This window comes from Paenibacillus sp. EPM92, assembly GCF_016586185.1.
Taxonomy (GTDB): domain Bacteria; phylum Bacillota; class Bacilli; order Paenibacillales; family NBRC-103111; genus Paenibacillus_G; species Paenibacillus_G validus.
The window spans coordinates 1-15,089 of sequence record NZ_BCPS01000072.1 but is presented as its reverse complement, the minus strand read 5'-3'; the positions used below and the strand labels follow the sequence as shown (position 1 = coordinate 15,089).

The 15,089-nt window shown below is 47.7% G+C and carries 15 protein-coding genes; 1 reads left to right on the top strand and 14 read right to left on the bottom strand.

Features of this window, described 5'->3' with window-relative positions:
* From JMF85_RS16795 to JMF85_RS16765, 7 genes are all read right to left on the bottom strand, one after another.
* Nucleotides 1-489, bottom strand: coding sequence for an aromatic-ring-hydroxylating dioxygenase subunit beta (locus tag JMF85_RS16795; RefSeq protein WP_164751938.1), 489 nt, complete (start codon nucleotides 487-489; stop codon nucleotides 1-3).
* 33 nt (nucleotides 490-522) lie between these two features.
* The gene (locus JMF85_RS16790; RefSeq protein ID WP_201318561.1) at nucleotides 523-1,641 is read right to left on the bottom strand and encodes an aromatic ring-hydroxylating oxygenase subunit alpha; all 1,119 of its coding nucleotides are present in this window, start codon (nucleotides 1,639-1,641) and stop codon (nucleotides 523-525) included.
* Between the two features lie 341 nt (nucleotides 1,642-1,982).
* A complete protein-coding gene (locus JMF85_RS16785) occupies nucleotides 1,983-3,656 on the bottom strand; it encodes an ABC1 kinase family protein (RefSeq protein WP_127609785.1) in 1,674 nt (557 codons plus the stop codon).
* A gap of 13 nt (nucleotides 3,657-3,669) precedes the next feature.
* Entirely contained in the window at nucleotides 3,670-3,972 is a 303-nt protein-coding gene (locus JMF85_RS16780; protein WP_054796258.1) for a phasin family protein, read from the bottom strand.
* 37 nt (nucleotides 3,973-4,009) lie between these two features.
* Nucleotides 4,010-4,798, bottom strand: a complete 789-nt coding sequence (locus JMF85_RS16775; RefSeq protein WP_127609787.1) for a patatin-like phospholipase family protein — start codon at nucleotides 4,796-4,798, stop codon at nucleotides 4,010-4,012.
* Between the two features lie 23 nt (nucleotides 4,799-4,821).
* Entirely contained in the window at nucleotides 4,822-5,433 is a 612-nt protein-coding gene (locus tag JMF85_RS16770; RefSeq protein WP_054799282.1) for a sterol desaturase family protein, read from the bottom strand.
* A 76-nt stretch (nucleotides 5,434-5,509) separates the two neighbouring features.
* Nucleotides 5,510-6,145, bottom strand: coding sequence for an Lrp/AsnC family transcriptional regulator (locus tag JMF85_RS16765; protein WP_127609789.1), 636 nt, complete (start codon nucleotides 6,143-6,145; stop codon nucleotides 5,510-5,512).
* A 257-nt stretch (nucleotides 6,146-6,402) separates the two neighbouring features.
* Between JMF85_RS16765 and JMF85_RS16760 the strand changes: the two genes are divergently transcribed.
* A complete protein-coding gene (locus tag JMF85_RS16760) occupies nucleotides 6,403-6,996 on the top strand; it encodes a thiolase family protein (protein ID WP_236595880.1) in 594 nt (197 codons plus the stop codon).
* Nucleotides 6,997-7,075: 79 nt separating this feature from the next.
* Here JMF85_RS16760 and JMF85_RS16755 read toward each other — a convergent pair whose 3' ends face one another.
* From JMF85_RS16755 to JMF85_RS16725, 7 genes are all read right to left on the bottom strand, one after another.
* Nucleotides 7,076-9,058, bottom strand: coding sequence for a 5'-nucleotidase C-terminal domain-containing protein (locus JMF85_RS16755; protein WP_201318560.1), 1,983 nt, complete (start codon nucleotides 9,056-9,058; stop codon nucleotides 7,076-7,078).
* Nucleotides 9,059-9,270: 212 nt separating this feature from the next.
* Nucleotides 9,271-10,791 (bottom strand): DUF4179 domain-containing protein, encoded by a 1,521-nt coding sequence (locus tag JMF85_RS16750; protein WP_201318559.1) that lies wholly within the window; start codon nucleotides 10,789-10,791, stop codon nucleotides 9,271-9,273.
* The gene (locus JMF85_RS16745; protein WP_201318558.1) at nucleotides 10,788-11,357 is read right to left on the bottom strand and encodes an RNA polymerase sigma factor; all 570 of its coding nucleotides are present in this window, start codon (nucleotides 11,355-11,357) and stop codon (nucleotides 10,788-10,790) included. Before JMF85_RS16745 ends, JMF85_RS16750 begins: the two co-directional genes overlap by 4 nt.
* Before the next feature lie 69 nt (nucleotides 11,358-11,426).
* Nucleotides 11,427-12,299, bottom strand: coding sequence for a polysaccharide deacetylase family protein (locus tag JMF85_RS16740; protein WP_201318566.1), 873 nt, complete (start codon nucleotides 12,297-12,299; stop codon nucleotides 11,427-11,429).
* A 340-nt stretch (nucleotides 12,300-12,639) separates the two neighbouring features.
* The gene (locus tag JMF85_RS16735) at nucleotides 12,640-13,074 is read right to left on the bottom strand and encodes a DUF441 domain-containing protein (RefSeq protein ID WP_174817608.1); all 435 of its coding nucleotides are present in this window, start codon (nucleotides 13,072-13,074) and stop codon (nucleotides 12,640-12,642) included.
* A 240-nt stretch (nucleotides 13,075-13,314) separates the two neighbouring features.
* Nucleotides 13,315-13,791, bottom strand: a complete 477-nt coding sequence (locus tag JMF85_RS16730) for an amidohydrolase family protein (protein WP_269103470.1) — start codon at nucleotides 13,789-13,791, stop codon at nucleotides 13,315-13,317.
* 52 nt (nucleotides 13,792-13,843) lie between these two features.
* Nucleotides 13,844-15,013, bottom strand: coding sequence for an acyl-CoA dehydrogenase family protein (locus JMF85_RS16725; protein WP_155614102.1), 1,170 nt, complete (start codon nucleotides 15,011-15,013; stop codon nucleotides 13,844-13,846).
* Nucleotides 15,014-15,089 lie beyond the last annotated feature (76 nt).

Below are 15,089 nucleotides of genomic sequence, written 5' to 3'. Positions count from 1 at the left end.
CTAGAGCGGCCGGACAAAATAGCTCGGCAAAGTAGATGTATCCAAAATGACCTCCCGTTTTTCGATTTTGGGAACATTATTCTCAAACACGATCAAATCGTTGTAACGTCCGACGGCAAACAGTTCCGACTTCCCCTCCCTGGACGTTTTATAGATGGAGAAATTTGTATGACAGTGATATTTCTCTCCGTTTGATTTTTCAATCCTAATATTTGCGATCATATGCCTTTGATAGCTGATGTTATATGTCCATATTTGCTTTATGAGTGTCACACGGTCTATAATTTTTCCCTTATGGTTATCCATGATAATGGCTACCGGCAACCCTCTGTCATAGTTTTCCTTGGAATACACATAATAAGAACCGTTATCGGAAAAGAAATCCGGCCACTTGCTAAGTTCACCGTCATCGACTACATGGCAATATTGAAAAAGAAGCTGGTGTATCAATTCCCTTTTCGTTGCATCGATATCCTGAACGTGGATCATTTTCATCCTCCTTAGTAGTAGGGTTTGGATTGATCAGACTTTTATCATGTCACGCCACTTCTTCCAAAATCCTCGAACGGTAACTTCAGCGTGGATGGGGATTTCTTCGGTGCTTGGTTTCAGGATGACGCTTAATCCGTCATGTACGACCGACTTTTGAACGGATTCCAATGCCACGGCATCTTCTAAGGTGATAATGCCCTCGGGGCCGAAAACATTACTGGCCTGTTCGATTCGTAACTTTCTTTGTTCTTCTGAGTCCGATTCTCGAATGAAATAATTGAAATGAACTTCCGTTTTATCGATGCCCCGGGGAATCACATAACGGAAGGCTATCGTATCCAACTGCTGGGATATAACACCGGCCGGAAATATGTTGATGATGTAGCTTTTATCCGCATGCTTCTCAAAAACACTCATATCGTTCAGAACGGTTTTGTCCTGGATCGGAAGTGTTTTATAACTAAATTGACCGCTTCCGTGTTTGTTCGTCAAGCCGACTCCACCCGCCGCAAACATTCGCAGGATCCGGAATGCCGCATGCAGCATGCCCGTGTGATAACCGTCGTATATATTCTCGGAATAAATCTTCCAATTGCAGTTGAACATGACTTTATGACTTCCGATTGGAATAAGCTTGTCGTTACCGGTCGATGCATCCAAACCTTCTGTTATCAATTCCAAATATTCTTCCAGCGGGATCATATCGTCTTTGAATGAGGCGAAAATCAAACCGCGATAAAGCTGAACATTTAATTTTTTGAGGCTAAGCTCTTCCTCGTTAATCCCTTGGGGAATATCTTCTTTATACGGTGCACCGATCATTTTACCGGTTAAATCATAAGTCCATTTATGATACAAGCATTGAAAGTGTTTAGCAGTACCACAATTTGTTCTTTCCACTTCGGCGGAACGATGCGCGCATGTATTGACAAGCACGTTAATCTCATCGTCTTTGTTGTTTCGCACTACGATGATCGGAATATTACCTACCATTGACGTTTTGTAATCGCCTGGATTCGGAATTTCCGACTCATGACCAACGAGATTCCAAACGTAGCCCTGAAATATTTCTTTCATCTCAATTTCGTAAAGTTCTTGGTCTGTGTATACACTTCTGGGAACCCGGCTTATTTCTTCGTCCGGGAACAACAATTTTTGTTTTAACGCTTCACTTACCTTAACCATTCAATCACCCCATCATAAATAGATTCTAGAATCTTAGTATTGTGAAAAAATAAAATGTTTCTTTTGCCTACTCGATAATTAGACAATAAAACAAATAAATGGTTTTGTATGCGTTTACATTTGTCTTTAAGTTTATGGTAAAATAAATCCAATAAAAAGTCAAACTATTTTTAAGCTATTTGTCGTTGTACTGTCAACGCCACGGAACTTCCCTGCGGAAGATAAACCCGTTCCGCAGGCGTCAGCTCGCGCCTGCGAATTCACGTTGAAATGGTGCATGATGAACCGACACCGGATCGTCCTGGTTAGAAACGACCGGAACGCAAGATAGCAAAGATCAACCACATAAACATAAACAGGGCGATCACAAAACCGATCTCGATGATCGGAATCCGCCAAAGCATGGTTTGCGAATGGCTCAGGGCAGCACCGATAATTAGACCGACCATCACAATACTGAGAGAGAGCAGCACAATGCTAAAAGACAACCGATTGCTGATCCGATCCATTTTTTTCATCAAAGCATCCACTTGGGGAGATGCCACCTCGATACGCAGCTTTCCTTGTCGCAGCACCATTGACAACTGTTTTAAGCTTAAAGGAACCTCACTTATCAAATCGAAATACTCAGGCACATCCTCGATCCAGTTCTTCAGCATTTGTCGGGGATCCAGCCGTTCCAAAAACAGCTTTTTCCCGAACGGCTCGGCTACGTCAAAGACGCTGAACGTCGGATCCAGTGCCGACACTACCCCCTCCATGGTCAGTAGTGATTTTCCAAGCAAGGTCAGCTCCGTTGGAATACGAATCTGATGGCGAAACGCTACGGAAAACAAATCATTGACGGCTACGCCCAGACTGATCTGGTTTAACGGCACTTGGTAGTATTTTTCCCGCATTTTGTCGACATCGGCATTCAAGGCGTCCCGATCTACATCGTCAGGAATCATGCCCATATTGGAAATGGCACGAATGACGCCCTTGGAGCTTTGATTCCGCAACGCGATGACAAACGATGCGAACTGCTTCTTCATGCCAGGAGACAACCGTCCCACCATGCCGAAGTCAAGCAAGGCGAGGCTGCCGTCCGGGAGCGCCAGCACATTACCGGGATGGGGATCGCCATGGAAAAAACCTTCAACCAGTACTTGATGAAAAATGGTTGATGCAAAACGTTCCGCAAGCAATCTGCGATCCAAACCCACCCGATCAAGCTGTTCCCGGTCGGACAGCTTGATTCCCTCTATGTAGGCCATGGTTAATACACGCTTCGTGCTGTAATCCCAGTACACAGCCGGCACATGGACATGCTCCAGGGTTTTGCTCTGGGCCGCGAACTTTTCGGCATTCCGCGCCTCTGCTGTGTAATCGATCTCAGCACGCAGCGCCTTGCCGAGCTCGTCGACGATCTCGCGCAAGCGGTAGTTTCGCGCCCACTCCAGACGGCCTTCAGCCAATCTTGCCCAGTCCGCCAGAATGTCCAGATCGGTTTCAATCAGGGACTGAATGTCCGGCCGCTGTACTTTGACCACAACTGCAGTTCCATCTTGTAAGCAGGCTCGATAAACCTGTCCGATCGAGGCTGCGGCCAGAGGTTTATCGGAGAATTGCAGAAACAGGCTTTCGATAGGCGCCCCGAGTTCCTCTTCAAGAATTCTGGAGACTTCCGCGTAGGGAAACGGAGGCACCTTATCCTGGAGACGCTCCAACTCCGCCAGGATATCGGCCGGAACCAAATCGGGACGCGTACTTGCGATTTGGCCCAGCTTCACAAAGGTCGGACCCAATTCCTCCAGCAGCAGACGAATACGCTCCCCGACGCTTTTGGCCTGCAGTTCCTTCCGTTCCTCGCTCCGAAAGAACAGGATCTTCTCGGTCAGTCCCATTTCATGAGACACATACCCAAGACCGTTACGCGCAAAGGCCGTGGCGATCGTCCGATATCGCTGCAATTGTCGAATCCGTTTTCCTGCACTCATTGGCGACCTCCTGTCAGTTCCCGGTATGGTTCTTCCGTTCCAAGGCTTCCAGACGCTGTTCGATCCGTGCGATGTCCTCCCGGGTAGCCAGTCTGTTTTCACCGAGAATGGCATGGACGCGTTCCCGCGCCATCGCTTCCACATGCTGGCGCAGCTCTTCTCCCTTCAGAACGAGCTCATCCACTAAAGCTCTGGATTCCGCCTTGCTCACCTCGCCCTTTTTCACCAGCTCTTCAATCGTCTTCTCTACTTGCTCCTTGCCTGCAACCGCCAAGCCCAGGCCCAACGAGATCGCTTTTCCGATCGTTTCTTTCATTTTACTCACAACTCCTTTTATTTTGTTTTGTTCCTGCTCATTGTGCATGATGTGCGATTTGCCGCTTCAACTCTTCCATGATGCGTTCGGTTGCTTTCTCACCTGCTTCAATACATTCCTGCCATCTCGTAAAATCAAAGGCCGCAATATGTCCGACTTCCGGCCGAATGACCATATCGGCAAGCCGAAGACTGCTGTGCTTTCTTTCGGCGGTCATTAAGCTGTAAGAGCGGTACACAACTTCGACCATATTGCGCGGCGGATTTTTCTCGTGTTCCCGCGTAACATCGACGGCAATGACCAATTGACCCTTTTCCTGGCCCAGCTCTTCCACCGGCAAATTGTTCAACACACCTCCATCAACCAGCATCATTCCATCATGCATAAGAGGAGAAAAGATTCCCGGAAAGGCTGTTGTGGCCCGAAGAGCTGTCAGCAGATCGCCTTGATCGAACACCACTTGCTTGCCTTGCATCAAATCGACGGAGACGGTTTTAAAGCGAATGGGCAAATGCTCAATTAGCAGCGTATTTTTCCCATGCTGTTTCAGCCATTCATTTACCGCCTTAAGCAAACCGTTTCCAGAAATCAATCCCCGCTGGCGAATGCCGACGTCGATCAAGCGGTATTTGGGCGTCGTCTGTATAAAATGCTCCAGCGCATCAGCCGGGATGCCCGCCGCAAATAACCCTCCGACCGCGCCGCCCATACTCGTGCCCGCGATGCAATCTACAGCAATCCCGTGTTTCTCAAACGCCTTCAGCACACCTAGATGAGCGAGCCCTCTGACCGCACCGCCGCCTAAAACCAACCCTACTTTTGCCATGTTGAAACTCCTTTGTATCTGGTTCACACCGCGCTATCCAGCGATGATGATCCTCCCTTGTCGCTTCCCGCATTCCTTGTCGTCTGATCTTTGTCCTTATTGGTTCCTAGAGCGTAGTCAAGGACAGGGTGCGATACACCGTACCAGGCATGCTCATCTTTATAATGATGCAGCAAATGTTTCTTTTTCATCCATCTCCCCCAAGCCGTCCGGGGAGCAATTGGACGATGCGCCGCGTAGTGCATCCATTGATAATAAAGTTGAAAAAGCAATGAACCGGTAACCACGGCCACGACAACTGAAAACTGACGAAACACTAACCATACCATAGGAATGTAGGCGCTATAGATCAATACGTCATAGTAGACCGGACTGAATAAGTATTTCAGTTCTTGCGGGTGCTTATGATGCTCGACATGCCCCCGGTATAGCGCAGGTACGAGTTTGGGAAACTCATGCAACAAATATCGGTGCACGACGTACTCGGCAAAGGCATAGACCAGTGCACCCAAGACGAGCGCGAGGATTGTCACATAACCATCGAATTGAAGGCAAGTTAATAAGATGCCAAGCAGACTCATAACGGCAATTAGTCGTATAACAGGACTGGTGAAAAACTCACGGTAATGGAGCATAATGCGATTCCTCCTTTTGTCATGATCCACGATAATTACCCAAAAGACCAAAAAACTAAGTGAAGAAGTGCGGCCTCTAAGTAAAAGCCTCACTCAGAAAAACAGACAGCATTTCTTTTTCCTCCCCGGAAAGTTCCTCAATCGATTTAAGAAACTGCGAAACAAGCTCCGTAATCTCTAAGCCAAGTTCATCATTCATCGTTTGAATAGCCGTACCCAGAACGGTACCGACAAACATGGTCATCCCCGTTTCTTTACTTGGCGCTTTATGAACAATATGATGAATCAAGGACTCGGTTTTGCCGCCAAGCTTCTTCAGATACATCAGCAGCAAGCCGATGATATACGCACAGAAGTTAATTCTGGTACTTACTTTCGGAATTTCATCCAGCATCTTCCTGATAGACTCGTTGAGACTTCTATTCTTCAAATCCCTTAGTAAGGTTGCAATATGATCAACTGTTTTTTTCCAATCCGCGACATTAAACGTTTCATTCCGGGCTTGCTTGAACAAATCCGAAGCTTTGGTCGTTGGGACAAACACAACCTGGGAGCGTCCGGTTTCTTTCGTATTGACCTCGTAGCTGCGAGAAATAAAACCCAGCTTTTCAATTTCCTTTAGCATATCATAGGCCGTCCATTTGCTGACCCCCAGCGATGTGGCTAACGCCTCATAATGAATGGGCAAATTTGTTTTCTGATACAAATCCATTAATTTATGCAAAAATTGAAGGCGACGTTTCGTAAGCGATACTATAACTCCTGCACCTCCCCAATCCCCATAGAGCTAATGATCTTGTTTTTGGGTTTTTTGTGATTAGATCGTAGCATCGAATTCGTGTATAGTCAAGAACAATTGAAAATAAAAAGTGTTGCAATAAATGCCTTGCATTATTACATATTTTCTTTTTAATCAGCTTGTGTTATATTTCCTACTGTATAGTTTTTGGGTTTTTTGGGTTTAGTTTTTTGGCAACTGATGAATGGATAAGCCAACGAACAGGCATTCGTCAACGATATATCGCACACACGTCCACGGAAACATCCGATCTTACAGCAATTGCCGCAACGGAAGCTTTAAATCGAGCCCAATTATCGCATCAAGAAATTGATCTTATTATTGTGGCGACTTCAACTCCAGATTATACTTTTCCGTCCACTGCTATGCTGGTCAGGGAAAAACTTGAAAGCCGCGCGCCCGCCTTCGACCTGTCAGCAGCCTGCTCGGGATGTGTTTATGCTCTCTCCGTCAGCAGTCAAATGATGAAATCCGGAGCCTACAAAAACGTCCTGGTAATCGGAGCTGACAAGTTATCGAAACTAGTGGATTGGAATGACCGGAACACCGCCGTTCTATTTGGGGATGGGGCAGGCGCCGTCGTACTGCAATCCCGGCCCAACACTTTTCCGTGCTATTCTTTATTGGGTCCGGAATATACTGGTGTGGAACTGCTTCAATCACCTGTTGAAGGACCGATTACGATGCACGGACGGGAAGTTTTCAAGTTTGGGGTTCGAATCATCGAGAATGCCGGCTTCGCGACACCAACATTAGCGTATTAAATATGCCGGCCACCGAGATGTCAGCGGCCGGCATTTATTGTGTGATCGTTTCCCGGTAGTTCAAACAAGTTCTCTTGAATTATAAACTGATCAAATTCATGATGATATGCGCGATCTCCGCGCGTGTCGCATATGCTTTGGGCGCAAACATAGTCGGCATTCTTCCGTTTAACAACCCACGCGCGGTTAAACCCGACACCGCAGCTCTCGCCTCGTCTGCGATCAGGTTGTCATCTTCAAAGGGCGTAGAGGCTACCGCTTCCAGTTGTTTTCCGGTTTTCGTTTCGTAGATATATTTCATAACGACGGCCATCTCTTCACGGGTCAGCGCATCCTTCGGTTCCATGCCGGTTAACCCGCTTTCATCAGTAATGGTTTGTTGTTCAAGTCCGAGCCCCTTTGCCAAATAACCGGTAAACTCGCTGCGAGTGATGCTTTGATTAGGGGCAAAACGGGCATCGTCGATCCCATTCATTATGCCCTTACTGCTTAAGCTGTAAACATCTTTTTGGGCCCAGTGGTCGGATGTAACATCCGCAAATCCGTTCACTTGGATACGGCCTTCTACCTTAGAGCTTATCGTTTCTAGTTTTTTAGCATACGCGATTAGCAATTCAAAATCGGTTAACGCCTCGCTCGCGCCGACGACCGTTTTCGCGTTGCCGAACATGGTGTATTTGTCTCCGCCCGTATACATGTAGTTGGACAAGGCCGCCCTGTACTTCTGCCCTTTGTTAATAGGCTTGCCATTGACCGTTGCCTGCTCGATTCTTTGGCCTACCGTTTTCCCCGGATTGTACGTGTACGACATGCCCGATACCTGTAGAAAACCGCCAGCCAGCTTATCCACTGCGGCGACGCTGTTTTCAAGAGCGGAAAGCAGCATATCCCCGGTCACTTCCGCCACCACGATTTTGTTGTTGAACGGAAGAATCGATTTGGCATCCTTTAATGTGAAATTACCTTGGCCCGCGCTGGCACGAATGCCGCCGCCGTTTGCAAACGCGACATCGGTCTGATAATAATCCCGATAAGCGTCGGAGATGAAGTTGCCGATCGCGGTTTCCTTGAATCTGGACTCGTGGTTGTCCCCATATGGCAGATCGCTGTCCGAATGCGCAATCGTTTTGCCTAGTTCGTCGTCAAGCTTGGTCTGGTATTCCTTCGCGAGGCCAGCAAGCGCTTCGTCTTCCTTAACGGTTTCGTCCACCTTCATGATCTCGTGCGCAAGTGTCAGCTGTCCGTCTGTGCCTTTTCCGATATTTAGTCGGATGATGGATCCCATGTTGCCCTGCGGGGAGAAAATATACCGCTTTGCCGCACCATCGACGTCATAAACGAACGATTTTTCTTCGGCTTCCTCCTCTGTGAACACGACCCGAATATCAGGGATTGCCTGCATCAGCAGCTTATCGTCCTGAACGGGCTCCTGCGTCAGCGCCACAATGAGATCAGGATGCTGTTCCCGTTTCAATTGATCAACCACTGTTTTGGCTGACTCGATAACATCCGACTGCTTCACATCTTCGTCCTGCGTTGTCGTTTGCATCGCACTTGTCAGACCGATGACACCAATACGTATCCCTTGCTTCTCGTAAACTTGATAAGAGGGGACGTGACCGAACGATTTGCCGTCTTTGCCGATCAGGTTGGACGAAATCCATGTAAAATTCGACGCTTTGATCAATTCGAGCGTATTCGCCGAACCCGCATCGAAGTCATGCTGGCCGAAGTTAGCCACATCGATCGGGAAGCGGTTGAACGCCTCCACCATTGGAAACCCTTTGAATATCCCTCCAAACAAGGTGCCGCCGCCGAGATCTCCTCCGAACGCGACGATTTTATCGCCCTTCACACTTTCGATCAACGTTTTGAGACGGGCCACGCCGCCCCGGGTACCGAGCTTGTCCACCACGGGATTGATTTCATGTCCGTCGTTAAAATATAAAAACGACACGGTACTTGCAGCCGGCGTTTCCGCACGGACGATTTTGCCGCTCCCGAACGGCAGGGAAACCACGATGACGGAGAGAAGGATTCCAACGCTAAGCTTTTTTTTCATGTGTACCTTCCTTTTCCCAACTCAAATTTCTGATTTGTTTGATTTAGTTGAATGATTTTATCATTGGTAGTCTACTGTATAACTGTTAACGGAGTGTTTAACCCATATAAAGAACTAGTAAACAAGGCGTTGCTAATTGATAACCCATAAATTAAAAAGCGGCCGCCCAGAACACGAAAATAAGTTCTGGACGGCCACCCCTGTTTTCTAACTTACTTGGTATTCAACTGAATCGGATAATCTTTATTGACAACGATGCGATCGTTAGCGCGGGACATCGTAATCGTATACTTCTCCAGCTTGGGCGCGAGAATGTAGGCGCTGAGATACGGCATATTCCTGTAGTCTTCTGCGCTTCCAAATCCGCTGGCATTTAGCGATTCCATGAGCTCGTTCAGCTTACTCGTGAACGCTTCGTATGCTGCCAAATCCTCCTTATCAAACTTGGCCGTCATATCTTCTTTTTCAGCAATGTCGAACCAGACGCCATCCAAAAATCGTTGATCGGGTGCCTCTTTTCTTATTTTCAAATGCATATATCCTTCCGGATGATACTCGGCGCCTTCAATGACGATATCCCGGTTTTTAAAACGAACCGTTTTGGGGAACGTGTCATCCATCGACAATTCGAAACTGGCGCTTGGTTCGCGTTCAGTAACACGAAGCTCCCCAATGTGCAGATACAACTTACGGACACCCGGATCAAAGAAGACCGATGATGAGAAAGGCAGCTGCTGCTTGCCTTCTTCCAGAATGATACCCGTACCTGACGGGTCGTAACGATACACATTCCCTTTATCGTCCTTTAAGTACGGAGCTGCGTCATCTTCCCTAGGGAAATATAAATCCCATCCCATTTGACCTTTCATAATGACGTTCATCGTCGTCGGCTGGATCGTCAGCTTCTCCAACGTTAGTTCCTTCCAATCCAAATCGCTGAAGGATAGCGTTTGTTTCGGTTCATAAACTTTATTGTGCAGTAGCTTGCTTGGATCAATAGGAACTGTAATCGTGCCCAGTTCCTTCATTTCCGATCGTTTCAACACGCGGTCGAGCGTACTTTTATTAACTTTTAATGTAAGCGGGTCGCCCTTTGCCAGAAACTGTTCAGCGGCTCCATTCTCCAGTTGATATTTATAAGTGTCTTGCCGGATCGGCGTATTGCTGCCATCCGTCGTTCTTGCGATAGAAGAAGCCGTGGTCGAACCGCCTCCGCGCAAATTCCCGGGACTTATGAAGAGATGAACCGGGGTATGATTATCCGACACATCAAATTCATCGGTGCGAATGAACGCTTTAAATAACAGCTCCTCGTCCGTCAAATACATATCACTGATCGTGATCGTTGTTCCGCCTAACTGGGCAGTCACCGGCTCGATCGGAATATACCCATGATTGACGGCCGTTTGAACGCCGTCACGCTCCCTGATTTGCGTCAACCAATCAACGGCGACTTCGAAACCCGGCACCTTTTTTACGAATGAAGCAAACGCTGGTGACAGGGTCACGCCTGCTGAAAAAATAAGGACTAGAATTACAGCAGCCGCAGCGCTTTTGGACATAAAAGGCATCCATCGCAGAAAACGGCGTTTAGTTGCGGCGAGGTCTATTGTATGCTCAAACTCGCCTTTCTCAAAGCGATCCGGCAATTCGTCGACAAATTGATACAGCGAATCCGGAACTCGATCGAAGGCTTGTTCTAAGCTCCGTTTCAGATCATGGTCGCTTTTCATATCTGGACCTCCTTTTCTTGCCGATGGGATACATGAAGCATTTGGCTCAGCTTCAATCTGGCATGATAAAGTCTTGATTTGACCGTTCCTTCTTTAATCTGCAGCAAGGCAGCGATCTCCTCAATTTTGAACTCCTGAAAATAATAGAGCCCTACCACAACCCGGTGCTGCAGATCCAATGACATAACGGACTTAACAAGCCGTTGGGACTGCTCTTTCTTCACAATATCCTCCAATGGTGATACCGACATGTCTTGAATATCAAGCTCGGCGATGTCCTGATTGTTCTTGTGGTTGTGTTCTTTCCTTGCGATGTCTATAGACCGGTTTACAATGACGCGGCTGAACCAGCGCCCTACATGCTGAATGTCTTTCCCCTGCATGATTGAAGAATACATGTCGACCAGCGAATTTTGCACCGCTTCCTCCGCCAAATGCCTTGATTTTAGAATAGCTAAAGCGGACCGGAAGGACCCGGGAATCAACGGATTCACCAAAGTACGGAACGCTTCTTTATTTCCTTGTCGTATTTCATCCAATAACTTTCGCTCGGATTCCAAATCCATACTGTCACTCCTTTCCCTATACTCATTGGCGTAACAAATGGACATTCGGTTCAAAAATTCAACTCATTTCTAGAAAAATTTTTTCATCTGATTCCAAAGATGGTCGGCGGAGACATACGGCTCTCCGGCATTGATCCTTTTGACGATCCGACTTCCGGGCTCATTGATACCTTCCTCCACCGTAAAAAAAAGTTCCATCCCCGCCTTGGCACCTTCCTCCAAGACGACATCATTGTAGGCGCCATAAGGAAAAGCCAACAATTTATGCTGTTTGCCGATTTCCTGTTCAAATCTTTTTTCGAGGAATGACAAATCGCTGAATATCCTTTTCCGATGCTCCTCTTCGGTTTCGGGCCTTTGTCTCTGTTCCAAATACATGCTTGTTGTCAGTGCAGGCTTCTGGGTGCCTGTTCTATCCGCGGAAACGGTCCGGTGTAAATTGTAAGTATGATTGTAGAACCCCATGCCGTAAGCTTTCATTTCACGCATTTGTTCCCAATTCAGATGCATCTCCGCATCGGGGTTAAACAAATCCGATGTCATGCCCACGATAAAATTGAACGCAGGCGCTCCGAATCGTCTCAATATGGGGAATGCCTCGGTATAAAAAGATGTATAGCCGTCATCGAACGTAAGGACTACGGAATTCGGCGGGATGCTTTTCCCATGAAGCATAAATGTAATAAAGTCGTCCATGGAAATGATATGAAATCCGCGATTGTTCAGCATCTGCAAGTGATCCTGGAACTGAGCGGAAGTCACAGTGGACGAGTTGGACTCCCCAGATTTCAAATTTTTGCAAACGTCATGGTACACCAATACGATCGCCTTATCTTCGTAATATATCGCTTTTGCCGAACTCTTCTCCATATCCAAACCCATGGTAGCAGCCATCATTCCAATCAGAACCATACCAAAAATAACATAATTAATCGTTTTCATCACCAAAAACCCTTCATTCTTGGATACGCGCGTTCAATTAATAGGCGTATGAAAAGTCAGAAAGGTTCAAATTGGCGCTGAAAACAAATCCTTTCAGATCAACTAAAGGCTCACCGTATTATACTAAAGGCTACCGATCTCGATTTAAGTCGGTAGCCTTCTCAAAGCCTTATTTTTTAGCATGAATTTCTTCCTTGATTTGTCCAATAATTTGCGGGATACTTTTTGATCCCTGGTCTCCTTCCCCTCGCTTTCTAACAGACACACTATCGGATGAATTTCTCTTAGCGAAGAGGGCAGCCTCACGGCCGCCCCCTTGGAATTAAAGGTATTTCTTTTGTCATTTCCCGATCAGCAGCGATAATATTCCGGCAGCGATCAACGGCCCAACAGGTACGCCTTTTAGAAAGGCCACACCTATTATCGTCCCAATGACGAGACTTGTCACGATCGTAGGGTTGCCGGACATCAAATGAGCGCCGCGTCCGCCTAAATACGCTACCAACACGCCAACTGCGATGGCGGCGATCGATTTCCAATGCAGGAAGGACTGGTAGAGCTCCTTGAAGCTAATCGAGCCGCTGGCCAGAGGCGAAAGAATGCCAATCGTCAGGATTATGATGCCAAGCGAAAGTCCATTCTTCTCAATCCACGGAAAGGCTTGGTGCAAATTGACGACACGAATAAGCAAAAGCACAACGGCAGCAATCGTAATGGAACTGTTGCGGCTGATGACACCAAGCAAAGCCAGCAGAATCAGCATGAACGCTGGCATATCTAGTTGAGGCAACCCGGCCGACCTCCTTCTCGCATTGTTTAGGCTAATAGTTGAATTATAAAGCTTATCGTTTCACGATATCAATAGCCTCCCCTTCCAGAAGTCAAATGATGATAGAAATTCGCCATGAAAAATTGCACCCCTTAGCATGCATCGGATTCACCAAGAGGTTGTCCAATGATTATTCTAAGGGGTGCACTTTAATCTGCCTGCTATTTTTCTCTGCAACCATTGACCTTACTTGCCGGATAGACCGAACAATTTTCCAGCATTTCTGTAGCATATTTTCTCCCGGTCCTCCATGGAGAGATCTATTGAGTTTAGAACCGTGATCGTATCCCGAATATAACCGACCCCTTTTTCGGGATCGAACGGCGAATCCGAGGCAAACAAAACTTTATCGGCGCCATAGAATTCGAGACCGCATAGGGTTGCCGCCCGCGAACCGAAGACGGCGGTGTCCGCATAAAAATCTTTAAAGTAATCAAAAGGACGCCGCTTCAAACCTTTGAGAACGAGCGTTAAATCCTCATCGGAAGTCCGTTTGCCAAGCTGGTCCCACCCGGGTCCTACGCGCCCCTCGAAATAGGGAACCATTGCCCCCATATGATGGGCCAGCAGCTTGAGCTGCGGCAGCCGATCCATGATGCCGGAGAAGACTAGCCGGGCCATGGCCGCACTCGTTTCATAGGGCCACCCGAAAGTCCACCAAATCTCGTATTTCGATTGTCCTCCGTCAGATAGTTTGTTCAGAGCTTACAATAAGTTAAAGCGATTCGCCGACTTTTACATGCTCTTTAATCAGGTTCTGGGCAATCGTCCGGCGAAGGATTTCATCCGTTCCTTCGAACACGCGGTATTTCCGCACGGTTCGGTACCATCGTTCAATCGGCAATTCTTTGGTGACGCCCATTCCGCCATGAATTTGCAGCACACGGTCCACAACCGTATGGACCATATTGGAACCGAACAATTTAGCGATCGAAGCATACTGTCTCCTGGCATCACGCTTTTTTGAGGCCATGTAAGCCGCCTGCAGCACGAGCAGCTTTGAAGCCTCAATTTCGACAGCGGAGTCGGCAATCATCCATTGGATCGCCTGATACTCGGAGATGGCGTTACCGAACGCGACGCGGGCATTCGCATATTCGATACCCATACTGAGCAAACGCTCCGCTGCGCCGACCGACCATGCTCCGATTTTTATCCGTCCCATCGTAATCCAGCTCAATGCAAGCTCGAAGCCATGGCCGAGCTCTCCCAGAATATTCTCTTCAGGCACGCGTACATGCTCAAAAATGAGGGAGGCAACCGCCCAGTCATCCATCGTTTGAATCTGTTCGGACCTCCACCCCATATCGCGGTCGACGAGGAAGCAGGTGACGCCTCCCTTGCCGCCTTTCTCCTTCTCCGTCACGGCGAACACCATGGCAAAATCCGCATAAAGCCCCCGGGAGATAAATACTTTCTCGCCGTTCAACACCCATTCATTGCCTTCTTTCACGGCGGTGGTTTTAATATTGCGAGCGTCGGATCCGGCCCCCGGCTCTGTCAACGCAAAGCAAGCGCGTTTCTCTCCGTTAATGGCGGGGATCAAATAATTCTTCTTCTGTTCTTCATTGCAATTGTACAGGATGTTGTCCGCGTCTCCGCCGAACGTAAACGGTATGAAAGTTTTCGCGAGCTCAATATTGATGATTGTCGTCATGATCGGGTCAAGATCTGCGCCGCCGTACTTCTCAGGCGTATTAATCCCCCAAAACCCGGCCTCTTTCGCCTTCAGTTGGAGCTTTCGAATCTGCTCTTCTGTAATACCGGGCCTGCCCTCCCGGTCATTGCGGAGATAGTCTTGTTCCAGCGGGTACAGTTCCTTCTGGACAAACTCACGAACGGTCCTTTGAACCATTCGCTGTTCTTCATTCAATTCAAATTGCAATTGAGCTTCCTCCATTTCGTAAGATGAATCTCATCGTCATAGAACGTCAACCGGGAAGGCGGGCGCTCCAATATCG